General features: G+C 72.2%; 19 protein-coding genes and 1 pseudogene. 14 read left to right on the top strand and 6 right to left on the bottom strand.

All coding sequences use genetic code 11. The features are described from left to right. Positions 1 to 80: 80 nt before the first annotated feature. Entirely contained in the window at positions 81 to 1,772 is a 1,692-nt protein-coding gene (gene paaN / locus ACZ7P3_RS02155; protein WP_472078449.1) for a phenylacetic acid degradation protein PaaN, read from the bottom strand. A 158-nt stretch (positions 1,773 to 1,930) separates the two neighbouring features. On the opposite strand from paaN, the gene ACZ7P3_RS02150 reads away from it, so the two are divergent. Together ACZ7P3_RS02150 and ACZ7P3_RS02145 are read left to right on the top strand one after the other, a co-directional pair. Then, on the top strand, positions 1,931 to 3,445 hold the full coding sequence (locus ACZ7P3_RS02150) for a 3-hydroxyacyl-CoA dehydrogenase (protein WP_472078448.1): 1,515 nt from the start codon (positions 1,931 to 1,933) through the stop codon (positions 3,443 to 3,445). Beyond that, entirely contained in the window at positions 3,442 to 4,029 is a 588-nt protein-coding gene (locus tag ACZ7P3_RS02145; RefSeq protein WP_472078446.1) for a TetR/AcrR family transcriptional regulator, read from the top strand. Before ACZ7P3_RS02150 ends, ACZ7P3_RS02145 begins: the two co-directional genes overlap by 4 nt. A gap of 95 nt (positions 4,030 to 4,124) precedes the next feature. On the opposite strand, the gene ACZ7P3_RS02140 is transcribed toward ACZ7P3_RS02145, so the two are convergent. Next, on the bottom strand, positions 4,125 to 4,625 hold the full coding sequence (locus ACZ7P3_RS02140; protein ID WP_472078444.1) for an Lrp/AsnC family transcriptional regulator: 501 nt from the start codon (positions 4,623 to 4,625) through the stop codon (positions 4,125 to 4,127). Between the two features lie 175 nt (positions 4,626 to 4,800). Here ACZ7P3_RS02140 and pdhA (ACZ7P3_RS02135) point away from each other — a divergent pair, with 175 nt between their 5' ends. The 7 genes from pdhA (ACZ7P3_RS02135) to ACZ7P3_RS02105 are packed head-to-tail and all read left to right on the top strand — an operon-like array spanning position 4,801 to position 12,752. After that, positions 4,801 to 5,946, top strand: a complete 1,146-nt coding sequence (pdhA, locus tag ACZ7P3_RS02135) for a pyruvate dehydrogenase (acetyl-transferring) E1 component subunit alpha (RefSeq protein ID WP_472078443.1) — start codon at positions 4,801 to 4,803, stop codon at positions 5,944 to 5,946. Beyond that, a complete protein-coding gene (locus tag ACZ7P3_RS02130) occupies positions 5,943 to 6,947 on the top strand; it encodes an alpha-ketoacid dehydrogenase subunit beta (RefSeq protein WP_472078442.1) in 1,005 nt (334 codons plus the stop codon). The genes pdhA (ACZ7P3_RS02135) and ACZ7P3_RS02130 overlap by 4 nt, the downstream gene beginning before the upstream one ends. Next, the gene (locus ACZ7P3_RS02125; RefSeq protein WP_472078441.1) at positions 6,947 to 8,335 is read left to right on the top strand and encodes a dihydrolipoamide acetyltransferase family protein; all 1,389 of its coding nucleotides are present in this window, start codon (positions 6,947 to 6,949) and stop codon (positions 8,333 to 8,335) included. The genes ACZ7P3_RS02130 and ACZ7P3_RS02125 overlap by 1 nt, the downstream gene beginning before the upstream one ends. Positions 8,336 to 8,381: 46 nt before the next feature. Then, on the top strand, positions 8,382 to 9,281 hold the full coding sequence (locus ACZ7P3_RS02120) for an NTP transferase domain-containing protein (protein WP_472078440.1): 900 nt from the start codon (positions 8,382 to 8,384) through the stop codon (positions 9,279 to 9,281). Continuing rightward, positions 9,278 to 10,630, top strand: coding sequence for a molybdopterin molybdotransferase MoeA (locus ACZ7P3_RS02115; RefSeq protein ID WP_472078439.1), 1,353 nt, complete (start codon positions 9,278 to 9,280; stop codon positions 10,628 to 10,630). Before ACZ7P3_RS02120 ends, ACZ7P3_RS02115 begins: the two co-directional genes overlap by 4 nt. Continuing rightward, on the top strand, positions 10,627 to 11,724 hold the full coding sequence (locus ACZ7P3_RS02110; RefSeq protein WP_472078438.1) for a potassium channel family protein: 1,098 nt from the start codon (positions 10,627 to 10,629) through the stop codon (positions 11,722 to 11,724). Before ACZ7P3_RS02115 ends, ACZ7P3_RS02110 begins: the two co-directional genes overlap by 4 nt. Before the next feature lie 47 nt (positions 11,725 to 11,771). Continuing rightward, on the top strand, positions 11,772 to 12,752 hold the full coding sequence (locus ACZ7P3_RS02105; RefSeq protein ID WP_472078437.1) for an NAD(P)H-quinone oxidoreductase: 981 nt from the start codon (positions 11,772 to 11,774) through the stop codon (positions 12,750 to 12,752). 140 nt (positions 12,753 to 12,892) lie between these two features. On the opposite strand, the gene ACZ7P3_RS02100 is transcribed toward ACZ7P3_RS02105, so the two are convergent. Continuing rightward, the gene (locus ACZ7P3_RS02100; RefSeq protein ID WP_472078436.1) at positions 12,893 to 13,597 is read right to left on the bottom strand and encodes a hypothetical protein; all 705 of its coding nucleotides are present in this window, start codon (positions 13,595 to 13,597) and stop codon (positions 12,893 to 12,895) included. 173 nt (positions 13,598 to 13,770) lie between these two features. Between ACZ7P3_RS02100 and ACZ7P3_RS02095 the strand changes: the two genes are divergently transcribed. Continuing rightward, positions 13,771 to 14,316, top strand: a complete 546-nt coding sequence (locus ACZ7P3_RS02095; protein ID WP_472078435.1) for a bacterial proteasome activator family protein — start codon at positions 13,771 to 13,773, stop codon at positions 14,314 to 14,316. A 188-nt stretch (positions 14,317 to 14,504) separates the two neighbouring features. Here ACZ7P3_RS02095 and ACZ7P3_RS02090 read toward each other — a convergent pair whose 3' ends face one another. Continuing rightward, on the bottom strand, positions 14,505 to 16,145 hold the full coding sequence (locus ACZ7P3_RS02090) for a Stk1 family PASTA domain-containing Ser/Thr kinase (RefSeq protein WP_472078434.1): 1,641 nt from the start codon (positions 16,143 to 16,145) through the stop codon (positions 14,505 to 14,507). Between the two features lie 343 nt (positions 16,146 to 16,488). Between ACZ7P3_RS02090 and ACZ7P3_RS02085 the strand changes: the two genes are divergently transcribed. Beyond that, positions 16,489 to 18,090: a protein kinase domain-containing protein gene (locus ACZ7P3_RS02085; protein WP_472078433.1), complete on the top strand. Its 1,602-nt coding sequence runs from the start codon at positions 16,489 to 16,491 to the stop codon at positions 18,088 to 18,090. Positions 18,091 to 18,283: 193 nt separating this feature from the next. Here the strand turns inward: ACZ7P3_RS02085 and ACZ7P3_RS02080 are convergent, their stop codons facing one another. Continuing rightward, entirely contained in the window at positions 18,284 to 19,327 is a 1,044-nt protein-coding gene (locus ACZ7P3_RS02080; protein ID WP_472078432.1) for a phosphotransferase, read from the bottom strand. Between the two features lie 130 nt (positions 19,328 to 19,457). Further along, a pseudogene (locus ACZ7P3_RS02075) lies at positions 19,458 to 20,125 on the bottom strand (response regulator). A 323-nt stretch (positions 20,126 to 20,448) separates the two neighbouring features. On the opposite strand from ACZ7P3_RS02075, the gene pdhA (ACZ7P3_RS02070) reads away from it, so the two are divergent. Genes pdhA (ACZ7P3_RS02070) through ACZ7P3_RS02060 form a run of 3 tightly spaced genes read left to right on the top strand, consistent with a single transcriptional unit; the run spans position 20,449 to position 24,073 of the window. Then, positions 20,449 to 21,663, top strand: a complete 1,215-nt coding sequence (gene pdhA, locus ACZ7P3_RS02070) for a pyruvate dehydrogenase (acetyl-transferring) E1 component subunit alpha (RefSeq protein ID WP_472078431.1) — start codon at positions 20,449 to 20,451, stop codon at positions 21,661 to 21,663. Between the two features lie 2 nt (positions 21,664 to 21,665). Beyond that, positions 21,666 to 22,652: an alpha-ketoacid dehydrogenase subunit beta gene (locus ACZ7P3_RS02065; protein ID WP_472078430.1), complete on the top strand. Its 987-nt coding sequence runs from the start codon at positions 21,666 to 21,668 to the stop codon at positions 22,650 to 22,652. Between the two features lie 11 nt (positions 22,653 to 22,663). Next, positions 22,664 to 24,073: a dihydrolipoamide acetyltransferase family protein gene (locus ACZ7P3_RS02060; RefSeq protein ID WP_472078429.1), complete on the top strand. Its 1,410-nt coding sequence runs from the start codon at positions 22,664 to 22,666 to the stop codon at positions 24,071 to 24,073. The last annotated feature ends 222 nt before the right edge of the window (positions 24,074 to 24,295 follow it).

Below are 24,295 nucleotides of genomic sequence, written 5' to 3'. Positions count from 1 at the left end.
CGGATCCGCCGCGTGGGCGGGCCCCGCCACCGGCGGCCGGCGGCCGTGCCGCCGGCCGTCCGGCCGTAGCGGGCGGGACGTCACGCCTCCCGGCGGACCTCCACCACCCGGAAGCGGTTGGCCACGAACGCGCCGTCCGTCAGGGCCGCGTTCGCCGCCGGGTTGCCGCCCGAGCCGTGGAAGTCGGAGAAGGCGGCCGTCTGGTTCACGTACACCCCGCCGGTCAGGTTGAGCGACAGCTGGGCGGCCTCCTCCAGGCAGACCTCCGCGACGGCCTGCTCGACCTCGGCGTCGCTGGTGTACGCGCCGACGGTCATCGCGCCCTTCTCACGGACCGTGCGGCGCAGCAGCTCCACCGCGTCGGTGACCGAGTCGACCGCGACGGCGAAGGAGACGGGGCCGAAGCACTCGCTCATGTAGGCGGCCTCGTCGTCCGGCTTGGCGCCGTCCAGCTTGACGATCACGGGCGTGCGGACGACCGCGCCCGGGAACTCGGGGTTGCTGATCTCCCGCGAGGCCAGGGCGACCTCGCCGAGGCCGGCGGCCGCCTCCAGGCGGGCCTTGACGTCCGGGTTGACGATCGCGCCGAGCAGGGCGTTCGCCCGGGCGTCGTCGCCGAGCAGGCCGTCGACCGCGCGGGCGAGGTCGGAGACGACCTCGTCGAAGGTCCTGGGGCCCTCGTCGGTGCGGATGCCGTCGCGCGGGATGACCAGGTTCTGCGGGGTGGTGCACATCTGGCCGCTGTACAGGGACAGCGAGAAGGCCAGGTTGGAGAGCATGCCCTTGTAGTTGTCGGTCGACTCCACGACGACCGTGTTGACGCCGGCCTTCTCCGTGTAGACCTGGGCCTGGCGGGCGTTGGCCTCCAGCCAGTCGCCGAAGGACGTCGAGCCGGTGTAGTCGATGATCCGGATCTCGGGGCGGGTGGCGAGGGTCTTGGCGATGCCCTCCGCGGGGCGCTCGGCGGCGAGCGCGACCAGGTTCGGATCGAAGCCGGCCTCGGCGAGCACGTCCCGGGCGACCTGGACGGTGAGGGCGAGCGGGAGCACCGCGCGCGGGTGCGGCTTGACCAGGACCGCATTGCCGGTCGCCAGCGAGGCGAACAGGCCCGGGAAGCCGTTCCAGGTCGGGAAGGTGTTGCAGCCGATGACCAGGCCGATGCCGCGCGGGACCGGAGTGAACTGCTTGGTCAGCGCCAGCGGGTCGCGCTTGCCCTGGGGCTTGGTCCACTCCGCCGTCTCGGGCGTGCGGACCTGCTCCGCGTACGCGTAGGCCACCGCTTCCAGGCCGCGGTCCTGGGCGTGCGGGCCGCCCGCCTGGAACGCCATCATGAAGGCCTGGCCGCTGGTGTGCATGACCGCGTGTGCGAACTCGTGCGTCCGGTCGCTGATCCGCTTGAGGATCTCCACGCAGACCACCGCGCGGGCCTCCGCACCCGCGTCGCGCCAGGCGCGCTGACCCGCCTTCATCGCGGGCAGCAGCACGTCGATGTCCGCATGCGGGTAGGTCACGCCCAGCTCGATGCCGTAGGGCGAGACCTCGCCGCCGACCCAGTCGTCCGTGCCGGGCTGGCCGAGGTCGATGCGGGTGCCGAGCAGGGCGTCGAAGGCGGCCTTGCCCGCCGCCGCGTCCAGGCTGCCGTGCTCGCCGTAGGCCTTGGGGTGCTCGGGGTGGGGCGACCAGTACGCGCGGGTGCGGATCGCCTCCAGTGCCTGGTCGAGCGTGGGCCGGTGCTTCGCGATCAGCTCGTGGGGGGTCAGTTGGGCGGCCATGCGGGACCAACTCCTCGTCTGGAGAACTCTTCGTCGAGTTCGACCTGGGCGGAAACAGAGGCGGGAACAGGCAGTCAGAGCTAGAGTAACCGAACGATCGGTCGGGACAAGGGGGTCCGCCGCATCTGTGGAAAACGCCGTGCGGGAGGATCGCGCACATGACAGCACTCGACCTCAGCAGCCCCGTGGCCGTCGTCGGCACCGGCACCATGGGCCAGGGCATCGCCCAGGTCGCGCTGGTCGCCGGCCATCCGGTGCGGCTCTATGACGCCGTTCCCGGGCGCGCCCAGGAGGCGGCCGCGGCGATCGGCGCCCGCCTCGACCGGCTCGTGGCCAAGGACCGGCTCGGCGCCGCCGACCGGGACGCGGCCCACGCCCGGCTCACGCCCGCCGACAGCCTTGCCGACCTGGCCGACTGCGCGCTGGTCGTCGAGGCCGTCCTGGAGCGGCTGGACGTCAAGCAGCGGCTCTTCGGCGAGCTGGAGGAGATCGTCGCCGAGGACTGTCTGCTCGCCACCAACACCTCGTCCCTGTCGGTGACGGCCATCGGCGGCGCCCTGCGCAGCCCCGGCCGCTTCCTGGGCCTGCACTTCTTCAACCCGGCCCCGCTGCTGCCGCTGGTCGAGGTCGTCTCCGGCTTCGCCACCGACGTCACCTCGGCCACGCGCGCGTACGAGACCGCCCGCGCCTGGGGCAAGACACCCGTGGCCTGCGCGGACACCCCCGGCTTCATCGTCAACCGCATCGCCCGCCCCTTCTACGCCGAGGCCCTCGCCGTCTACGAGGCCCAGGCCGCCGAGCCGGCCACCATCGACGCGGTGCTGCGCGAGTCGGGCGGCTTCCGGATGGGCGCGTTCGAGCTGACCGACCTCATCGGGCAGGACGTGAACGAGTCCGTCACCCACTCGGTGTGGCAGTCCTTCTTCCAGGACGTCCGTTTCACGCCCTCGCTGTCCCAGCGCCGGCTGGTCGAGTCCGGGCGGCTCGGCCGCAAGTCCGGGCACGGCTGGTACGACTACGCCGAGGACGCCGAGCGCCCCGAGCCGCACACCGCCGAGAAGGCGCAGCCGCCCGCCTACGTCGTCGCCGAGGGCAGCCTCGGCCCCGCGGCCGAACTCCTCGCGCTGATCCGCGAGGCGGGCATCCAGATCCGCGAGGAGGACGAGGACCAGGGCACCCGGCTGGTGCTGCCGAGCGGCGGCCAGCTGGTGCTCGCCGACGGCCAGACCTCCGTGGAGTTCCGCGACGTCGTCTACTTCGACCTCGCCTTCGACTACCGCAAGGCCACCCGTATCGCCCTGTCCGGCTCCCAGGACACCGCGCCGGCGACCCTCGCCGAGGCCACCGGCCTCTTCCAGGCGCTCGGCAAGGACGTCAGCGTCATCGGCGACGTCCCCGGCATGATCGTCGCCCGCACGGTCGCCCGGATCGTGGACCTCGCGCACGACGCCGTCGCCAAGGGCGTGGCCACCGAGGAGGACATCGACACCGCGATGCGCCTCGGCGTCAACTACCCGCTCGGCCCCTTCGAGTGGAGCCGCAGGCTCGGCCGCGGCTGGGCCTACGACCTGCTGGACGACCTGCACCTGCGCGACCCCTCCGGCCGGTACGCGCCGTCCCTCGCGCTCTACCGCCACGCGTACGCCACCGACCAGCGGGAGGGCACCCCATGACCACCGCCAAGCGCGACACGTACACCCCCGAGACACTGCTCTCCGTCGCCGTCCAGGTGTTCAACGACCGCGGCTACGACGGCACCTCCATGGAGCACCTCTCCAAGGCGGCCGGCATCTCCAAGTCGTCCATCTACCACCATGTCAGCGGCAAGGAGGAGCTGCTGCGCCGGGCCGTCAGCCGCGCGCTGGAGGGACTGTTCGGGATCCTGGAGGAGGAGCGCGCGCGCGTGGGACCCGCTGCGGACCGTCTGGAACACGTCGTACGGCGCATGGTCGAGGTGCTCATATCCGAACTGCCGTACGTGACGCTGCTGCTGCGCGTGCGCGGCAACACGGAGACCGAGCGCTGGGCCCTGGAGCGGCGCCGCGACTTCGACCACCGGGTCGCCGAGCTGCTGAAGGCCGCCGCCGCCGAGGGAGACATACGCGGCGACGTGGAGGTGCGCCTGGCCACCCGGCTGGTCTTCGGGATGGTCAACTCGATCGTGGAGTGGTACCGGCCCGACACGCGCGGTGCCAGCGGCCGCGAGGTGGCCGACGCCGTGGTCCGGCTGGCCTTCTCGGGACTGCGCCGGGCCTGACGTCGGGTTTCCGGGCGGCCGGCGTCGGTGCCGCGTCGGCCCTGACGTCGGGTTTCCAGGCGGCCGGCGTTCTCGGTGCCGCGCCGGCCCCGGTGTCAGGTCTCCGGCTCCAGGTCCTCCTCCTCGAACACCAGCAGCGTGCGGGTGCTGAGCACCTCGGGGATCGCCTGGAGCCGGGTGAGCACCAGCTCGCGCAGCGTCCGGTTGTCGGGCGTGTGCACCAGGAGCAGAACGTCGAAGTCGCCGCCCACCAGAGCGATGTGGGAGGCGCCGGGCAGCTGTCTGAGCTGCTCGCGGACCGTGCGCCAGGTGTTCTGGACGATCTTCAGCGTGATGTACGCCGAGGTGCCGTGACCTGCCCGCTCGTGGTCGACGCGCGCGCTGAAGCCCCGGATCACGCCGTCCTCCACGAGACGGTTGATGCGCGCGTAGGCATTGGCCCGGGAGACGTGGACGCGTTCGGCGACCGAGCGTATCGAGGAGCGGCCGTCCGCCTGGAGGATCTTCAGGATGTCCTGGTCGATGGCGTCCAGCGGGCGGGCCGGTGGCAGGGAGGGTCCGTCCTGCTGCCCTTCGGCCATTTGTTCAGCTGCCATGTCCCCCCGCTTCATCGCCGTGGACGTCCTGCATTCATTCCAGGTTGTGGAGAACCGTTTGTCCACAGCCTGACGGGGCCTGTAGCCAAAATGTGCCGACGACCGAACAATCGGTTGGTGAGGCGAGTCACAGCCGACGCGCCTCCCGTAGCCACTCCCACGAGGAGGTGCCGTCATGACGGTCATGGAGCAGCGGGGCGCGTACCGGCCTTCGCCGCCGCCCGCCTGGCAGCCCCGTATGGACCCCGCGCCGCTGCTGCCCGACGCCGAGCCCTACCGCGTCCTCGGCACCGAAGCGGCCGCCAAGGCCGACCCGGACCTGCTGCGCAGGCTCCACGCCCAGCTGGTGCGCGGCCGCCGCTACAACATTCAGGCCACCGCGCTGACCAAGCAGGGCCGTCTCGCGGTCTACCCGTCCAGCACCGGTCAGGAGGCCTGCGAGGTCGCCGCAGCCCTGGCCCTGGAGGAGCGCGACTGGCTCTTCCCCAGCTACCGCGACACCCTCGCCGTCGTCGCCCGGGGCGTGGACCCTGTGGAGGCCCTCACCCTGCTGCGCGGCGACTGGCACAGCGGCTATGACCCCCTCGCGCACCGGGTGGCGCCCCTGAGCACCCCGCTGGCCACCCAGTTGCCGCACGCCGTCGGTCTCGCGCACGCCGCCCGCCTCAAGGGCGACGACGTGGTCGCCCTCGCCATGGTCGGCGACGGCGGCACCAGCGAGGGCGACTTCCACGAGGCGCTGAACTTCGCCGCCGTCTGGCAGGCACCGGTCGTCTTCCTGGTGCAGAACAACGGCTTCGCCATCTCCGTCCCGCTCGCCAAGCAGACCGCCGCACCCTCCCTGGCCCACAAGGCCGTCGGATACGGCATGCCGGGCAGGCTGGTCGACGGCAACGACGCGGCCGCCATGCACGAGGTCCTCAGCGACGCCGTACGGCACGCACGCGCGGGCGGCGGCCCGACCCTGGTGGAGGCGGTGACGTACCGCATCGAGGCCCACACCAACGCCGACGACGCCACCCGCTACCGGGGCGACGCCGAGGTGGAGGCCTGGCGCGCACACGACCCCGTCCAGCTGCTGGAGAGCGAGCTGACCGCGCGCGGGCTGCTCGACGACGCCGGCATCGAAGCCGCCCGGCAGAACGCCGAGGCGATGGCCGCCGACCTGCGCGAGCGCATGAACCAGGACCCCGAGCTCAACCCGATGGACCTCTTCGACCACGTCTACGCCGAGACCACCGCGCAACTGCGCGAGCAGCGCGCCCTGCTGCGCGCCGAGCTGGAGGCGGAGCAGGACGACCAGGAAGGCGACCTCCGATGACCACCGTCGCCGTCAAGCCCGCCACCATGGCGCAGGCCCTCACGCGTGCGATGCGCGACGCGATGGCCGCCGACCCCACCGTGCACGTCATGGGCGAGGACGTCGGCACCCTCGGCGGTGTCTTCCGGGTCACCGACGGGCTCGCCAAGGAGTTCGGCGAGGACCGCTGCACCGACACCCCGCTGGCCGAGGCGGGCATCCTCGGCACCGCCGTCGGCATGGCCATGTACGGCCTGCGCCCGGTGGTGGAGATGCAGTTCGACGCCTTCGCCTACCCGGCGTTCGAGCAGCTGATCAGCCATGTCTCGCGGATGCGCAACCGCACCCGGGGCCGGATGCCGCTGCCGATCACCGTCCGGGTCCCCTACGGCGGCGGCATCGGCGGCGTCGAGCACCACAGCGACTCGTCCGAGGCCTACTACATGGCCACCCCGGGCCTTCATGTCGTGATGCCCGCCACCGTCGCCGACGCCTACGGTCTGCTGCGCCAGGCCATCGCCTCCGACGACCCCGTCGTCTTCCTGGAGCCCAAGCGGCTCTACTGGTCGAAGGACAGCTGGAACCCCGAGCACCCCACGGATGTCGAGCCCATCGGCCGCGCGGTGGTGCGACGCCCCGGCCGCAGCGCCACCCTCCTGACCTACGGCCCGTCCGTGCCCGTCTGCCTGGAGGCCGCCGAGGCCGCACGGGCGGAGGGCTGGGACCTGGAGGTCGTCGACCTGCGCTCCCTGGTGCCGTTCGACGACGAGACGGTCTGCGCGGCCGTACGGCGCACCGGCCGCGCGGTCGTCGTGCACGAGTCGACCGGGTTCGGAGGCCCGGGCGGCGAGATCGCGGCCCGGGTCACCGAGCGCTGCTTCCACCACCTGGAGGCGCCGGTGCTGCGCGTGGCCGGCCTCGACATCCCCTACCCGCCGCCGATGCTGGAGCGGCACCACCTGCCCGGAGTCGACCGCATCCTGGACGCCGTGGCGCGCCTGCAGTGGGAGGCCGAGGGCTGATGGCACAGGTGCTGGAGTTCAAGCTGCCCGACCTCGGCGAGGGTCTCACCGAGGCGGAGATCGTCCGGTGGCTGGTGCAGGTCGGTGACGTCGTCGCCGTCGACCAGCCGGTCGTGGAAGTCGAGACGGCCAAGGCGATGGTCGAGGTCCCCTGCCCCTACGGCGGTGTCATCACCGCCCGCTTCGGCGAGGAGGGCACCGAACTGCCCGTGGGCGCACCGCTGCTGACGGTGGCGGTGGGCCCGCCGGCCCCCGCAGGGGAGAGCGAGGGGTCGGGCAACGTACTGGTCGGGTACGGCACCTCGGACGCGCCGACGCGCCGGCGCCGGGTGCGGCCGGCACCCATGGGGCCGGTCACCGCGAACGGGCGAACCGGCGCGCACCGGCCACGGACCGCGAACGCGCCGTCCGAGGGCGCCGAGGCACTGCCGGGCCGGCCGGCGGCCCCCGCCGGCCTGTCCACCGCGCGCGTGGCCCTGGCCCAGGCGGCAGGGCCCGTTCCCGTGATCTCCCCCCTGGTCCGGCGCCTCGCCCGCGAGGGCGGCGTGGATCTGCGCCACCTGGTGGGCTCGGGACCGGACGGACTGATCCTGCGCGCGGACGTCGAGCACGTCCTCAGGACGCAGGCGGCCCACACCACCGAGGTGCTCACGGCCCCCGTGCCGCAGGCACCGCCCGCGCGTGTCTCCCCCGTGCGCAACGGCATCCGCACCCCCCTCAAGGGCGTCCGCGGCGCCGTCGCCGACAAGCTCTCCCGCAGCCGCCGGGAGATCCCCGACGCGACCTGCTGGGTCGACGCCGACGCCACGGAACTCATGCGCGCACGGGCGGCGATGAACGCGGCCGGGGGGACGAAGATCTCCCTCCTCGCCCTGCTCGCCCGCATCTGCACTGCGGCCCTCGCACGCCACCCCGAGCTGAACTCCTACGTGGACACCGACGCCCGCGAGGTCGTCCAGCTCGACCACGTGCACCTCGGGTTCGCCGCCCAGACCGAACGCGGACTGGTCGTGCCGGTCGTCCGGGACGCCCACGCGCGCGACGTCGAGTCGCTGACCGCCGAGTTCGCCCGGCTCACCGAGGCCGCCCGGACCGGGACACTGACCCCCGGGGAACTCACCGGCGGGACGTTCACGCTGAACAACTACGGCGTCTTCGGTGTCGACGGCTCCACCCCGATCATCAACCACCCCGAGGCGGCCATGCTCGGCGTCGGCCGCATCGTCCCCAAGCCCTGGGTGCACGAGGGCGAGCTGGCCGTACGCCAGGTCGTCCAGCTCTCGCTCACCTTCGACCACCGGGTGTGCGACGGCGGCACGGCAGGCGGCTTCCTGCGGTACGTGGCGGACTGCGTGGAGCAGCCGGCGGTCCTGCTACGCACTCTGTGACCTCCGCGGGGGTCTGGAGCACGGGCAGGCAGGACATACTCGGGAGGTGACCGACAGCCCGCCCGCCGCTCCCGGGACCGCCACGCCGTACGACGCCGTGGTGCTGGCGGGCGGTGCCGCGCGAAGGCTCGGCGGGGCGGACAAGCCCGGACTGCACGTCGGCGGGCGGGCACTGCTCGACCGGGTGCTCGCAGCCTGCGCGGGCGCCCGCACGACCGTCGTCGTGGCCGGCGCCCGGTCCACCGCCCGCCCGGTGCGCTGGGCACGCGAGGAACCGCCCGGCGCCGGACCGGTCGCCGCCCTGGAGGCCGGACTTCGGCTCACCACGGCCGAGCACGCCGTCGTCCTCTCCGCCGACCTGCCGTTCCTCGAAACGGCCACCCTGGAACGGCTGCTGGCCGCCCTGCGGGACACCGGCGCCGACGGCGCGCTGCTCACCGACGCCGACGGCCGCGACCAGCCGCTCGTCGCCGCCTACCGCACCGCCTCGCTGCGCCGCGCCCTTGCGGCCCTGTCGGCCGCGTCCGACGGTCTGACCGGCCTGCCCCTGCGCCGGCTGACCGGCGCCCTCGATCTCACCCGCGTCCCGGACCCGCTCGCCTCCTTCGACTGCGACACCTGGGACGACATCGCCAACGCCAGGGCACGCATCAGGGAGCATGGGCACGTGTTGGATGAATGGATCTCCGCAGTCAAGGACGAGCTGGGCATCGACCTGGACGTCGACACCGGCGTCCTGCTCGACCTGGCCCGTGACGCCGCGCACTCGGTGGCCCGGCCCGCAGCGCCACTGACCACCTTCCTCGTCGGCTATGCCGCCGCCCAGGGCAAGGGCGGTCCCGAGGCGGTCGCCGAGGCCGCCCGCAAGGCCACCGCACTGGCCCTGCGCTGGGAGGAAGAGGACGCAGAGAAGGGCTCGGGCCCCTCCGGCCGGGACGCCGGATGACCGCCCCCGGCACCCGGACCGGGGCGAGTACCGAGGACAGCGACGACCTGGACGTCGAGGAGGCCCTGGCCCTCGTCAGGGAACCCACGGACGGCAGCGGCGGACCGGTGCCCGCCCCCGCCGCCCCGGGCGATCGGCACGAGGAGCACAGGGCCACCCCCTGGCCCCGGGCCCGCGAGACCGCCGCCCGCGCCGCCCGCTCGGGCGGCCGCCGCACCCCCGTGTCCGTCTCCCTGGCCGACGCCCTCGGCCTGGCCCTCGCCGCCCCCCTCGACGCCCTCACCGATCTGCCCTCCTTCGACACCTCCGCGATGGACGGCTGGGCCGTGGCCGGACCCGGCCCCTGGGAGGTACGGGACGAGGGAGTGCTCGCCGGACATGGTCAGCCCGAGCCGCTGACCGACGGCCAGGCGGTCCGTATCGCGACCGGCGCCCGCATCCCGGCCGACACCACCGCCGTCCTGCGCACCGAGCACGGCCGCACCGACGCTCAGGGCCGCCTCCACGCCACCCGGGAGGTGAGCCACGGCCAGGACATCCGCCCGCGCGGCCAGGAGTGCCGCAACGGCGACCAGCTGCTGCCCGTCGGCACCCTGGTCACCCCTGCCGTCCTGGGCCTCGCCGCGGCCGCCGGATACGACACCGTCACCGCCGTCCCCCGCCCCCGCGCCGAAGTCCTCGTCCTCGGTGACGAACTGCTCACCGAGGGACTCCCGCACGACGGACTGATCCGGGACGCGCTCGGCCCCATGCTGCCGCCCTGGCTGCGCGCGATGGGCGCCGAGGTCACCGCCGTACGCCGACTGGGCGATGACGCAAGGGCCCTGCGCAAGGCACTCGCCGCCTCCGACGCCGATCTCGTCGTCACCACCGGCGGCACGGCCGCCGGACCCGTCGACCACGTCCATCCCACCCTGGAACGCCTCGGCGCCGAACTCCTCGTCGACGGCGTCAAGGTGCGCCCCGGCCACCCCATGCTGCTGGCCCGCACCAAGGAGAACCAGCACCTGGTCGGCCTGCCCGGCAACCCCCTCGCGGCCGTCTCCGGCCTGCTCACCCTCGCCGAGCCCCTGCTGCGCACCCTCGCCGCCCGCCCCGCGCCCGAGCCGTACACGCTGCCGCTCAGGGAGGCGGTGCAGGGGCATCCGTACGACACCCGGCTCATTCCGGTGGTGCTGCGCGGCGACCGTGCCGTGCCGCTGCACTACAACGGCCCGGCCATGCTGCGGGGGATCGCCGCCGCCGACGCGCTCGCCGTCGTACCGCCGGGCGGGGCCCGGCAGGGGGAGGAGGCCGAGCTGCTGGACCTGCCGTGGGCGGCGGCCGGAATCGGGGTGTGTTTCACGTGAAACTTCCGGGCCATGACGCCATCGCCCGCCAGGCGGACGAACACCTGGTGACCCATCGGGTGAAACTCCCGAGGAAGGTGGTGGAGCGGCCGATCCGCCAGGTCGGCAAACGGCTGCTCATGGCCCTTGCGGTGCTGGTCGCCACGGCGCTGATCGTCTACGCCGACCGCGAGGGCTACCGCGACAGCTCCGACGGCCCGGTCGACCTCCTCGACGCGTTCTACTACGCGACCGTCACCCTCTCCACCACCGGGTACGGCGACATCACCCCGGTCAGCGACGGTGCCCGGCTCATCAACATCCTCGTCATCACGCCCCTGCGGGTGCTGTTCCTGATCATTCTGGTCGGCACCACGCTGGAGGTCCTCACCGAACGCACCCGGGAGGAATGGCGCCTGAACCGCTGGAGGGCCACGTTGCGCGATCACACCGTCGTCATCGGCTTCGGCACGAAGGGCCGGTCCGCCGTCCAGACCGTCTGCGCGACCGGGCTGAAGAAGGAGCAGGTCGTCGTGGTCGACCCCAGCTCCAAGGTGATCGACGCGGCGACCGCCGAGGGCTACGCGGGCGTCATGGGCGACGCCACCCGCAGCGAGGTCCTCAAACGCGCCGAGGTCCACCGGGCACGGCAGATCATCGTCGCCCCCCAGCGCGACGACACCGCCGTCCTCGTCACCCTGACGGCCCGGCAGCTCAACCGGAGCGCGAAGATCGTGGCCGCGGTGCGCGAGGAGGAGAACGCCCCGCTGCTCAAGCAGTCCGGCGCCGACGCCGTCATCACCAGCTCCGGCGCGGCCGGCCGGCTGCTCGGCCTCTCCGTGCTCAGCCCCGCCGCCGGCATGGTCATGGAGGACCTGATCCAGCAGGGCAGCGGCCTCGACCTCATCGAACGGCCCGTGGTGCGGGCCGAGGCGGGCAAGTCCCCGCGCGAGACGCACGACCTCGTGGTGAGCGTCGTACGCGGCCACCGGGTGCTCGGCTACGACGACCCGTCCATCGGCACCCTCCAGCTCACGGACCGCCTGATCACCATCGTCCGCGCGACCCCCGGTGCCCGGGTCACCCCGCATCCTCGCCCGTTGCTCCACGACTGAGCGGGCCTGCCCGGAAGAGGGCATGGGCGGGGAGTAGCGTCCCGTGCATGCATGCGATCACGATTCCCGAACCTGGTGGGCCCGAGGCGCTGGTGTGGGACGAGGTCCCCGATCCGGTGCCCGGTGAGGGAGAGGTGCTGGTCGAGGTGGTGGCCAGTGCCGTCAACCGTGCCGACATCCTGCAGCGGCAGGGCTTCTACAACCCGCCGCCCGGGGCGTCCGCGTACCCCGGCCTGGAGTGCTCCGGCAGGATCACCGCAATCGGCTCCGGAGTCTCCGGCTGGACCGTCGGAGACGAGGTGTGCGCGCTGCTCGGGGGCGGTGGGTACGCCGAGAAGGTCGCGGTTCCGGCCGGGCAGCTGTTGCCCGTGCCCGCAGGCGTCGACCTGAAGCAGGCGGCCGCGCTGCCCGAGGTGGTCTGCACGGTCTGGTCCAACGTCTTCATGGTCGCCCATCTGCGGCCCGGCGAGACCCTGCTGGTGCACGGCGGGTCCAGCGGCATCGGCACGATGGCGATTCAGCTGGCCAAGGCCGTCGGTGCCAAGGTCGCGGTGACCGCCGGGACGAAGGAGAAGCTGGAGTACTGCGCCGGGCTGGGCGCGGACGTGCTGATCAACTACCGCGAACAGGACTTCGTCGCCGAGGTCGCGCAGGCCACGGGCGGCGCGGGTGCCGACGTCATCCTCGACAACATGGGTGCCAAGTACCTGGACCGCAATGTGCAGGCCCTCGCGGTCAACGGGCGTCTCGCGATCATCGGCATGCAGGGCGGCATCAAGGGCGAGCTGAACATCGCGACCCTGCTGAACAAGCGGGCCGCCGTCAGCGCGACTTCGCTGCGGGCCCGGCCGCTGAGCGAGAAGGCGGCCATCGTGGCAGCCGTACACGAGCACGTGTGGCCGTTGCTCGCGACCGGGCAGGTCCGCCCGGTCGTCGACCGCGAGCTGCCGATGCCGGAGGCGGCCGAGGCGCACCGGGTGCTGGAGGCGAGCGGCCACATCGGCAAGGTGCTGCTGGTGGCGCCGTAGTCGACGACGGACCGGCCCCGCTGTCGTGACCGGCGGCTCGGATCCACGGCCGTGACCGATGGCTCGGATCCGCTGCCATGGGCGGCGGATCAGGCCGTCGGCCCGACCGGTCAATCGGTCCGGCCGCCGTAACCGATGGGTCAGTTGCGGCGTACCCGAAGTCCCAGGAGGGCGAGGCCCAGGCCCAGGCCGATGAGCACCAGGCCGCTGCCCAGCGGGAGGATCCGCAGGGTCGGCTCGGCGGGGGCCTCGCCCTGGTGGACGGCGTTCTGGTCCGCGGGCTGCAGCGCGGGCCGGGCGGGGTCCAGCCCGGCCTCCCGGGGCGAGCCGGAGGGGGTGGGGAGCCCGACCGGGACATCCGCGGTCTCCGGCTCCTCCGGGTAGGCGCCGTCCGGGTCGACGTCCTCCGGATCCCTCGTGACCGGGCCGGTGTCGTCGTCGCCCTCCTCCTCGGAGGTCGGCCCGTCCGGGCGGCCCGGCCGCATCCGGCCCTCACCGGCCCGGCTCCCGGCCCGTGACGGCTCAGGGGCGACGGGACGGGACGTGGCGGCGGAACGGGAAGCCGCGGCGGAGGCGGAGGTCAGTGCCACACCGGAGGCCGAGGCCCGAGCGGCCGGGGCGGCGGACGCGAGGGGCCGGTCCGTGGGACGGTCTGCGAGCCGGTCTACGAGCCGGTCCGCGGGATGGCCTGCGAGCCGGTCTGCGAGCCGGGCCGCGGGCGTGGGGGAATCCGGCGGGGCGGCCTCGGCGCCGTACGCGGCGGCCGTGCCGTACACCGGCGCCGCCGTCGCCAGGACGAGCAGCAGCCGCACGAAGCGCCATGTGCATCGCAGCCATGGAGTCACGTCGGTGACCTCCCGGAGCCAAGTCCCCGTGCCGACGAAAATCGGACGGAATCCAGCCTCACATTCCGGGATCAGTCAGGCATTTCCTATTAGGCCGTCGGATCCAAACGGTGGATCACTCACTAGAGGGGGCACCACGGTGATGAGGTGTACGGGTGCGAGAGAATGGCGGCATGGAGATGCCGAGGAACGAACGGTCGCCGGAGAACCCGCAGATCCTGGTCGTGGGCCAGGACGGCATGGCGCTCAGCGGCGGCAACGGAGACGAGGACTCCCGCGAGACGCCGGTGACGGACCAGGTGGAACAGCCCGCCAAGGTCATGCGCATCGGCAGCATGATCAAGCAGCTTCTGGAGGAGGTGCGAGTCGCCCCCCTGGACGAGGCGAGCCGGGCCCGGCTCAAGGAGATCCACCGCAGTTCGGTGAAGGAACTGGAAGACGGCCTCGCTCCGGAGCTGGTCGACGAGCTGGAGCGGCTCTCGCTCCCCTTCATGGACGACGTGACCCCCAGCGACGCGGAACTGCGCATCGCACAGGCCCAGTTGGTGGGCTGGCTGGAGGGCCTGTTCCACGGGATCCAGACGACGCTGTTCGCCCAGCAGATGGCCGCGCGGGCCCAGCTGGAGCAGATGCGCCGTGCGCTCCCGCCGGGCACGGGGGGCCACGAGGACGGGGACGACCCCCGGACCGTCGGCCGCACGGGCGGACCGTACCTGTAAGCCGCACAACCGAAGGGCGGGCGATCGTCCGCCCTGTCCGCAAGTCGTACACACGAAGGGCCCGGCGGTCGTCCGCCGGGCCCTTCGCGCAGGTCGTGATCCCCGTGCGGTGGTCCCCGTACGGCGATCTCTACGTGGTGATCTCTGTCACATCAGCATCGCCGGTCGAGACCGCCGGGGACCGTCCGCTATTCGGGATTGCCCGTCGAGATGCTCAGCTCGATCGACGGCATGCTCTTCGGATCGAGATCGGTGCCCGAGGAGGGGAACTGGTCCAGGACCGTCCCGTCGCCCCAGGTGTTGTTGTCTTCCTTCTTGATCTCGTACTTCCAGCCCGCGGCCTGGAAGCAGGCCTTCACGGAGTCGATGTTCTTGTACCGGAAGTCGGGCAGCCGGATCTTGTTCGCGTCGCTGTACGACTCCTGGGGCTCCGAGCACTCGGTCTTGTCGATCGTCTTCGTCGTGTCCGGGCCGCGGTAGCCGGCGGGATGCTGCGACGCCGAGGGGCTGGAGCCGCCGCCGCCCTGGTCGTCGTCGCTGCCGTTGTTGAGCGTCAGCGCGACGACCAGCCCGACGACCGCGACCAGGGACACCACGATCGAGCCGATGACCACCGGCTTGTTGCTCTTGCCGCCGCCCCCGCCCTGGGACGGGCCCGAGGGCTGGGGCGTGAGGTTGTACGGCGGCGGTGTCGCGGCCGCCTGCTGCCCGTATTCCGCCGGAGGGGTCTGGTAGCCGCCCTGCTGCGGATAGCCGTACGCGGGGGCCGGGGCCGGGGCGGGCACCGGGGTGCCGTACGGGCCCGGAGCCGGAGTGGGCTGGTACGGCGTCTGGACCGGGCCGGTGGGCGCCGGCGTCGACTGGTCGACCGGAGGGAACACGGCGGAGCCGACGCCCGAGCCGCTCTGCGTCGGACCGGAGCCCGGCACGATGCTCGGCGCCGCCGCCTGGAGGGAGGCCGCGATCCGCAGGCATTCGTCGCGCATGGACTCGGCGGTCGGGAAGCGCTCGTTCGGGTTCTTCTTCAGGGCGCGGGAGATCAGGGCGTCCACGGCCGGAGGCAGCGCGCGGTTGATCGACGAAGGAGCCACCGGCTCCTCCTGCACGTGCGCGTAGGCGATCGCCAGCGGGGAGTCCGCCTCGAACGGCAGCCGGCCGGTGGTCAGCTGGAACAGCATGATGCCGACCGAGTACAGGTCGGAGCGGGCGTCCACGCCCCGGCCCAGGGCCTGCTCGGGCGAGAGGTACTGCGGGGTGCCGACGACCATGCCGGTCTGCGTCATCGAGGTGACCCCGGACTGCATGGCGCGGGCGATGCCGAAGTCCATGACCTTGACCACGCCGCGCTTGGTCATCATCACGTTGCCCGGCTTGATGTCGCGGTGGACCAGCCCCATCTCGTGGCTGATCTCCAGCGCCGCCAGCACGTCCGCGGTGACCTTGAGCGCCTTGTCGGCGGGCATCGCGCCGTACTGCCGGATGTCCTCGTCCAGGACCGAGCCCAGCGGGCGGCCCTCGACGTACTCCATGACGATGTACGGCGTCGTCATGCCGCCGAGGTCGTCCTCGCCGGTGTCGAAGACGGAGACGATGTTGGTGTGCGTGAGCTTGGCCACGGCCTGGGCCTCACGGCGAAAGCGCTCGCGGAAGGCCTGCTCCCGGCCCAGCTCGGTGTGGAGCGTCTTGATCGCGACCTGGCGGTCCAGCACGGCGTCGTACGCCAGGTGCACCGAGGCCATACCGCCTTCACCGAGCAAGTCGCGCAGCTGGTAGCGGCCGCCGGCCAGCGACCACCCCGTGTACCGGCCCTGTGCGCCGTCCTGGCTCATCTCTCCGCGTCCCCCACTGGCCGTCCGGCGCCGTCATTGAGCGAACAAGCCTTGATCGAATGTCCCATTCCCGGCCAAGTCTGCCCCAGGGCACTGACACGTCAAGCGCGGTGCCCGTTCCGTGACCGTACGCGAAAGAAGCGTCGCGGAAGCGTTACAGCGGGCGTACGACCGGTACACGGAATTTGCACGACAGCGCGTGCTACAGGTTTCATGGCCGGTCCGTCTCGGGCCGGTCCAGGTTCCGATCCCGGACCGGAGGCTTGCGCGGAGGCTGTAGCGTGGCCGACGGAGACCGTAACAACACCGCGCGCACCGCGGGCAGAAACGACGGCGAGGACCGATGGCACAGACGCACAGCGCCCAGGGCCCGTCCGACCCCGAGGCGACTGGCGGCGGCATGTCAGACACGCCGGAGATGTGGGGCAACGGAGGGCTCGTCGGCGACGGCCGGTACCGGCTGACCCACCGGCTGGGCCGGGGTGGCATGGCCGAGGTGTTCGCCGCCGAGGACGTCCGCCTGGGCCGCACCGTCGCGGTCAAGCTGCTCCGCGCCGACCTGGCGGAGGACCCGGTCTCCAAGGCCCGCTTCACGCGCGAGGCCCAGTCGGTGGCCGGGCTCAACCACCACGCGATCGTCGCCGTGTACGACTCCGGCGAGGACTACGTGGGCGGCCAGTCCGTGCCCTACATCGTGATGGAGCTGGTCGAGGGCCGCACCATCCGTGACCTGCTGATGAACGCCGAGGCGCCGGGCCCGGAGCAGGCCCTGATCATCGTCTCCGGGGTGCTGGAGGCGCTCGCCTACTCGCACCAGCACGGCATCGTGCACCGTGACATCAAGCCGGCCAACGTCATCATCACCCACAACGGCGCCGTCAAGGTCATGGACTTCGGCATCGCCCGCGCCCTGCACGGCGCGTCCACGACGATGACGCAGACCGGCATGGTCATGGGCACCCCGCAGTACCTCTCCCCGGAGCAGGCGCTGGGCAAGGCCGTCGACCACCGCTCCGACCTGTACGCGACGGGCTGTCTGCTGTACGAACTGCTCGCGCTCAGGCCCCCGTTCACCGGTGAGACCCCGCTGTCGGTGGTCTACCAGCACGTCCAGGACATTCCGACCCCGCCCTCCGGGTTCTGCGACGGCTGCCCGCCGGAGCTGGACGGCATGGTCATGCGCTCGCTCGCCAAGGAGCCCGACGACCGGTTCCAGACGGCCGAAGAGATGCGCGGCATGGTCCAGTACGGCCTGCAGATGCTGTACGACCAGGGAGGCCACACCGGCACCTGGAACACCGGCCCGGTCGAGACGCACGACGGCCGCAGCACCCCGGCGGGCGGCTTCGCGGGCACGACCGCGATGCAGCACCCGGGCGACTTCGGCGCGGGCACCGCGCAGATCCCGCAGCCGATCCTGCCCACCGGGTACGGGCACGGGGACGACGGCGGCTTCGAGGGGCACGGCAACAAGGGCGGCACCGGCCGCGGCAAGCTGTGGATCCTCGCCGTCTTCGCGGTGATCGCGATCGCGGCGGGTGTCGCGCTCGCGCTCCAGCACAAGAACACCGGCGGCAGCGGCACCGACACCGGTCCGACCCCGAGCCATTCGAAGACCACCAAGGACGACAAGGCCTCCAAGACGCCGTCGGACGACTCCACCGACGAGCCCACGGACCCGGACACGGACACCGGGACGGACCCGGGCACCGGTTCCGACTACACGCCGTCGTACACCCCGTCGTACACGCCGTCCCCGTCGTTCAGTTCCGGCCCGACCGACGAGCCGACCGACCCGGAGACCTCCGACGAGCCGACGGATCCCGAGACCACGCCGACGCAGCCGACGGACCCGGCCGACGGCGGCGCGGACGGGGGCGCCACCGACGGCACCACGGACGGTGGCGCCACGGACGGCGGTGCCACCGCCGGCGACGGAACTTGAAGGCCACCGACGATCCCGGCGGCCCCGGCTTCGCCCTGAAGAACCGCACGGTCCTGGGCGACGACAGGTCCTGGGTGACGACGGGTCCTGGGTGACGAGGGATCTCAGACGGCTACGGGCCCCGAGCGACGTAGGGCTCCAGGCAACGTAGGGCCCTAGCTAGGCGACGCAGGGCCCTAGGCGACGAAGGGTCCTACGTGACGAAGGCGTCGCACACCGCGTCGTACTCCCGTGTCCACCACGCCACGAGTGCCGAGGCGGCCGGGAACTGGCAGTCCGCGCGGGTGTCGCCCCGCTCGTAGTGCCAGCGCAGCATCCAGAAGTCGTTCAGGCGCTCCCACCACACCCGGTGCACGGCCGCGGCCAGCTCCGAGGGCGTGGCCCCGGCCGCGCGCCGGTACGCGCGCGCGTACGCCCGCACCTTGGGCAGGTCCAGCGCGCCGACGGGCCGTAGGAAGAAGATCGCGGCGGCGCGTACGGCCTCCTCGGCGCGCGGCTGCACGCCGAGGCGGTCCCAGTCGACGATGGCGGCCGGGGCGTCGCCCTTGTAGAGCAGGTTGAACGGGTGGAAGTCGCCGTGCACCCAGCCCACCGAGCCGCCGCGCGGCGGGCGCCGGTGCGTGTGCTGCTCCAGCAGGGCGCGGCGCTCCAGGAGCCGCCGGCGGGCCAGTGTGTCGAAGGCGTCGGCGGGGCGGTGGCGGCGGACGTGGGCGAGCAGGTCGTCGATGAGGGCGAAGGTGGCGGCCGGATCGGCGCTCCGCACGGGATGGGGGCTCGTGGCCGGGCGGGTGCGCCCCTTGGGGGGCATCACGCGCTCCAGACAGGCGTGCACGGCGCCCAGGAGCGCTCCGAGGCGTGCGCTCTCCCCGCGGGTGAGCTGGCCGCCGTGGCGGTGCCGGCCGTCGATCCAGGGGTGCAGGGCGTAGGCGTGGCCGCCGACGACGGCGACCGTACGGCCCTCGCGGTGCGCGAGCGGCGGGGCGACCGGGACGCCGAGGTCGGCCAGGCGCTGGGTGGCCCGGTGCCGGCGCTCGATGGCGGCCGGGTCGGCGGTGTCCGGGTCGAAATGGTGCTTGAGGAAGTAACGGCCGCGCGTGGTGCGCAGCCGGTAGCCGCGGTTGAGCAGGCCCTGGTCGACCGGTTCGCAGGTGAGGGCGCTACCGGCGGCGTACAGGCGCAGCAGGGCGCCCAGAGGGGGCGCGTGGGAAACCAGGGGTGGTACACATGAGCGCGGCACGCGCCAGATGTTAGGGCACGTAAAGGACCCGTGAGCTGGGGCTTGTCACAGGTAGTCGCCGACGGTCGCTTTCGGTCACGAACCATGTCAAAAATTCGGTCAAACGATGCGCCGTAAATGCGTCGGCCCCTCAGTGACTTGCGGATTTTCCCGCCTGCATTCGGGCCGCATAAGCGGCCGCCCGGGAACGCCGTTGCATGCCGAGTTTCGCGAGCGGTCCGTAAACGTAATTCTTGATCGTTTTCTCTGCGGGACGGAGCCGTTCGCCGATCTGGCGATCAATGAGTCCTTCGCCGATCAGTTCGAGAATCCTGTGCTCCTGCTCGGTGCGCGCGGCCGGTCGGCCGTCGGTGCGCGCGCCGCCCCCTCCCGCAGCCGCTGCGGGGCCCGGGCCGTGGCGACCGGGTCGAGCAGGGATCCTCCGGCGGCGACGTCGTGCACGGTCCGCAGCAGTTCATTGCCGCGGATCGCCTTGAGGGCGTACCCGGAGGCGCCCGCCGTGATCGCGTCGAAGAGGGCCTCGTCGTCCGCGAACGAGGTCGGCATCAGGCGCCGGACCGACTCGTCGCGGGCGCGGATCTCCCGGCACACCTCAACGCCGCTGCCGTCCGGGAGCCGCACGTCGAGCACCGCCACGTCGGGCCGCGTGGCCGGAACGCGCGTCGGCGCGTCGGCCGCCGTCCCCGCCCCGCCGACGGCCTCGATGTCCGGTTCGACCGACAGCGTCTCGTGGACACCGCGGCGGACGACCTCATGGCCGTCGAGTGGAAATACCCGGACTTTTCCGCCTTCGTGCACGAGGTCAGTCTCACACAAGGGCTCTTCCCGTGTCCGGGGTCGCCGGGATAACGTGCCGTAGCTCCGGCCTCCTGCAAGGCTGTGACCAGCGGTCTTCCGAGCCTTGCGGATTTACTTGGAAATCCAAGCAAAAACGCAGGTCAGGAGGGGTTTCACAGAAATGTGGAGCACTGGGTAACGTAAAAGTTGCAGGGCGCTCGCCGGGGCACCTGTCACGCCTGTTCCCGGCCGAGTGGCACCCACCCCGTGCCCGGTGGTCGACAACAGGTGAGCCGCACTGGCCTACCGGCAACCCCGGGGGCCGGAACGACGGAGGAGCACACGTGACCGTGGACAGCAGTGCCGCGCGCAAGCCGCGACGCAGCGCCGCAGGCAAGGCCGGCACCACCGGCAGCAGCGCCGGGACCACCGGCACCAAGCGCACCACCCGCACCACCGCCAAGAAGAGCACCGACCCGGACCTCGTGCAGCTCCTGACGCCCGAGGGCAAGCGGGTCAAGAACGCCGAGTACGACGGCTACGTCGCCGGGATCACCCCGGAGGAACTGCGCGGCCTGTACCGCGACATGGTGCTCACCCGCCGCTTCGACGCCGAGGCCACCGCCCTGCAGCGCCAGGGCGAACTGGGACTGTGGGCCTCGCTGCTCGGCCAGGAGGCCGCCCAGATCGGCTCCGGCCGCGCCCTGCGCGACGACGACTACGTCTTCCCGACCTACCGCGAGCACGGCGTCGCCTGGTGCCGCGGGGTCGACCCGACCAACCTGCTCGGGATGTTCCGCGGCGTGAACAACGGCGGCTGGGACCCGAACGGCAACAACTTCCACCTGTACACGATCGTCATCGGCTCCCAGACGCTGCACGCCACCGGCTACGCGATGGGCATCACCAAGGACGGCGCGGACTCGGCCGTCATCGCCTACTTCGGCGACGGCGCCTCCAGCCAGGGCGACGTGGCGGAATCGTTCACCTTCTCGGCCGTCTACAACGCCCCCGTGGTGTTCTTCTGCCAGAACAACCAGTGGGCGATCTCCGAGCCCACCGAGAAGCAGAGCCGCGTGCCGCTCTACCAGCGCGCCCAGGGCTTCGGCTTCCCGGGCGTGCGCGTGGACGGCAACGACGTGCTGGCCTGCCTCGCGGTGACCAAGTGGGCGCTGGAGCGCGCCCGCAACGGCGAGGGCCCGACCCTGGTCGAGGCCTACACCTACCGCATGGGCGCCCACACCACCTCCGACGACCCCACCCGCTACCGGGGCGACGAGGAGCGGCTGGCCTGGGAGGCGAAGGACCCGATCCTGCGCCTGCGCCGGTTCCTGGAGGCCTCAAACCACACGGACGACGGATTCTTCGCGGAACTCGAGACGGAGTCCGAGGCGTTGGGCAGGCGAGTGCGCGAAGCGGTCCGTGCCATGCCGGACCCGGACCACTTCGCCATCTTCGAGAACGTCTACGCGGACGGGCACGCGCTCGTCGACGAGGAGCGAGCCCAGTTCGCCGCCTACCAGGCGTCGTTCGCGGACGCAGAGGCAGAGGGGGTCTGATCATGGCAGCCGAGACCAAGACCATGGCACTGGCCAAGGCGATCAACGAATCGCTGCGCCGCGCCCTGGAGACGGACCCCAAGGTCCTCGTCATGGGCGAGGACGTCGGCAAGCTCGGCGGTGTCTTCCGCGTCACCGACGGACTGCAGAAGGACTTCGGCGACAGCCGCGTCATCGACACCCCCCTCGCCGAGTCGGGCATCGTCGGCACGGCGATCGGCCTCGCGCTGCGCGGCTACCGCCCGGTGGTGGAGATCCAGTTCGACGGCTTCGTCTTCCCGGCCTACGACCAGATCGTCACGCAGCTCGCGAAGATGCACGCCCGCGCCCTGGGCAAGGTCAAGATGCCGGTCGTCATCCGCATTCCCTACGGCGGCGGCATCGGCGCGGTCGAGCACCACTCGGAGTCTCCCGAGGCGCTGTTCGCGCACGTGGCCGGCCTGAAGGTCGTCAGCCCCTCCAACGCGTCGGACGCCTACTGGATGATGCAGCAGGCCATCCAGAGCGACGACCCGGTGATCTACTTCGAGCCCAAGCGGCGCTACTGGGACAAGGGCGAGGTCAGCACCGACGCCATCCCCGGCCCGCTGCACAAGGCGCAGGTCGTGCGCGAGGGCACGGACCTCACCCTGGCCGCCTACGGTCCGATGGTGAAGCTGTGCCAGGAGGTCGCGAACGCGGCCGCCGAGGAGGGCAAGTCCCTGGAGGTGCTGGACCTGCGCTCGGTCAGCCCCCTCGACTTCGACTCCGTCCAGGCCTCGGTGGAGAAGACCCGCCGCCTGGTCGTCGTCCACGAGGCGCCGGTGTTCTTCGGCTCCGGCGCGGAGATCGCCGCCCGGATCACGGAGCGCTGCTTCTACCACCTGGAGGCCCCGGTGCTCCGGGTCGGCGGCTACCACGCCCCGTACCCGCCGGCGCGCCTGGAGGAGGAGTACCTGCCGGGTCTGGACCGGGTGCTCGACGCCGTCGACCGTGCCCTGGCGTACTGAGGAGAGGGTTCGTGACGACGATGACGGAAGCATCCGTACGCGAGTTCAAGATGCCCGACGTGGGCGAGGGACTCACCGAGGCCGAGATCCTCAAGTGGTACGTCCAGCCCGGTGACACCGTCACCGACGGCCAGGTGGTGTGCGAGGTCGAGACCGCCAAGGCGGCCGTCGAACTCCCCATCCCCTACGACGGTGTGGTGCGCGAGCTGCGCTTCCCCGAGGGCACCACGGTGGACGTGGGCACGGCCATCATCGCGGTGGACCTGGCGGGCGGCGCGCCCGCCGGGCAGCCGGCCGAGCAGCCGGTGGCCGAGCAGCCGAAGGCGGCCCCCGAGGAGCCCGAGGCCAAGCCGGCGGCCCGCCAGCCGGTCCTGGTCGGCTACGGCGTGGCGACCACCTCCACCAAGCGCCGCCCGCGCAAGGGCGCCGGGGTCACCGTCCCGGCGGCCGCCCAGGCGATCCAGACCGAGCTGAACGGCCACGGCGCCCCGGCCGTCCAGGACCGGTCCCGCCCGCTGGCCAAGCCGCCGGTGCGCAAGCTGGCGAAGGACCTCGGCGTCGACCTCGCCATGATCACACCGTCCGGCCCGGACGGCGTGATCACCCGCGAGGACGTCCACGCGGCGGCGGCCCCCAAGGCCGCCGAGGCCGCCGCGCCGGCCGTCCTGGAGACCCCGGCCGCCGTCCCCGCACCCGCACCCGTCGTGGCCTACGACGGCGCCCGCGAGACCCGTGTCCCGGTCAAGGGCGTCCGCAAGGCCACCGCCCAGGCCATGATCGGCTCGGCGTTCACGGCCCCGCACGTCACGGAGTTCGTGACGGTGGACGTGACGCGCACGATGAAGCTGGTCGAGGAGCTCAAGCAGGACAAGGAGTTCCAGGGCCTGCGGGTGAACCCGCTGCTCCTGATCGCCAAGGCGCTGCTGGTCGCGATCAAGCGCCACCCGGACATCAACGCGTCCTGGGACGAGGCGAACCAGGAGATCGTGCTCAAGCACTACGTCAACCTGGGCATCGCCGCGGCCACCCCCCGTGGCCTGATCGTCCCGAACATCAAGGACGCCCACGACCGGACGCTCCCGCAACTGGCCGAGGCACTGGGCGAACTGGTGGCCACCGCCCGCGAGGGCAAGACCTCCCCCGGCGCGATGCAGGGCGGCACGGTGACCATCACCAACGTCGGCGTCTTCGGCGTCGACACCGGTACACCGATCCTCAACCCCGGTGAGTCGGCGATCCTCGCGATCGGCGCGATCAAGCTCCAGCCGTGGGTCCACAAGGGCAAGGTGAAGCCCCGACAGGTGACCACCCTGGCGCTGAGCTTCGACCACCGGCTGGTGGACGGGGAGCTGGGCTCCAAGGTGCTGGCGGACGTGGCGGCCATCCTGGAGCAGCCCAAGCGGCTGATCAGCTGGGCCTGACGGCACTTGCCGGATACCCTCTGAGGCTGAAGGGGGCGGCCGCAACTTCTTCTTGCGACCGCCCCCTCTCTTTCCGGTCCTTCCGGACCGCCCCCTCTCTTTCCGGTCCTTCCGGACCGCCCCCGCCTTTCCGGTCCTTCCGGACCGCCCCCGCCTTTCCGGTCCTTCCGGACCGCCCCCGCCTTTCCGGTCCTTCCGGACCGCCCCCGCCTTTCCGGTCCT

The organism is Streptomyces sp. NPDC107581 (assembly GCF_055657175.1).
Note: the sequence above shows the minus strand (reverse complement) of the source record. Positions and strands in the feature narration are given on the sequence as shown.

Bases quoted from the DNA above. Each gene is read 5' to 3' on its own strand.
- ACZ7P3_RS02125 (WP_472078441.1), top strand. From the start codon at position 6,947: ATGGCACAGGTGCTGGAGTTCAAGCTGCCCGACCTCGGCGAGGGTCTC.
- paaN (WP_472078449.1), bottom strand. From the start codon at position 1,772: ATGGCCGCCCAACTGACCCCCCACGAGCTGATCGCGAAGCACCGGCCC.
- ACZ7P3_RS02065 (WP_472078430.1), top strand. From the start codon at position 21,666: ATGGCAGCCGAGACCAAGACCATGGCACTGGCCAAGGCGATCAACGAA.
- ACZ7P3_RS02150 (WP_472078448.1), top strand. From the start codon at position 1,931: ATGACAGCACTCGACCTCAGCAGCCCCGTGGCCGTCGTCGGCACCGGC.
- ACZ7P3_RS02105 (WP_472078437.1), top strand. From the start codon at position 11,772: ATGCATGCGATCACGATTCCCGAACCTGGTGGGCCCGAGGCGCTGGTG.
- ACZ7P3_RS02130 (WP_472078442.1), top strand. From the start codon at position 5,943: ATGACCACCGTCGCCGTCAAGCCCGCCACCATGGCGCAGGCCCTCACG.
- ACZ7P3_RS02140 (WP_472078444.1), bottom strand. From the start codon at position 4,625: ATGGCAGCTGAACAAATGGCCGAAGGGCAGCAGGACGGACCCTCCCTG.
- ACZ7P3_RS02085 (WP_472078433.1), top strand. From the start codon at position 16,489: ATGGCACAGACGCACAGCGCCCAGGGCCCGTCCGACCCCGAGGCGACT.
- ACZ7P3_RS02095 (WP_472078435.1), top strand. From the start codon at position 13,771: ATGGAGATGCCGAGGAACGAACGGTCGCCGGAGAACCCGCAGATCCTG.
- ACZ7P3_RS02115 (WP_472078439.1), top strand. From the start codon at position 9,278: ATGACCGCCCCCGGCACCCGGACCGGGGCGAGTACCGAGGACAGCGAC.
- ACZ7P3_RS02090 (WP_472078434.1), bottom strand. From the start codon at position 16,145: ATGAGCCAGGACGGCGCACAGGGCCGGTACACGGGGTGGTCGCTGGCC.
- pdhA (WP_472078443.1), top strand. From the start codon at position 4,801: ATGACGGTCATGGAGCAGCGGGGCGCGTACCGGCCTTCGCCGCCGCCC.
- ACZ7P3_RS02145 (WP_472078446.1), top strand. From the start codon at position 3,442: ATGACCACCGCCAAGCGCGACACGTACACCCCCGAGACACTGCTCTCC.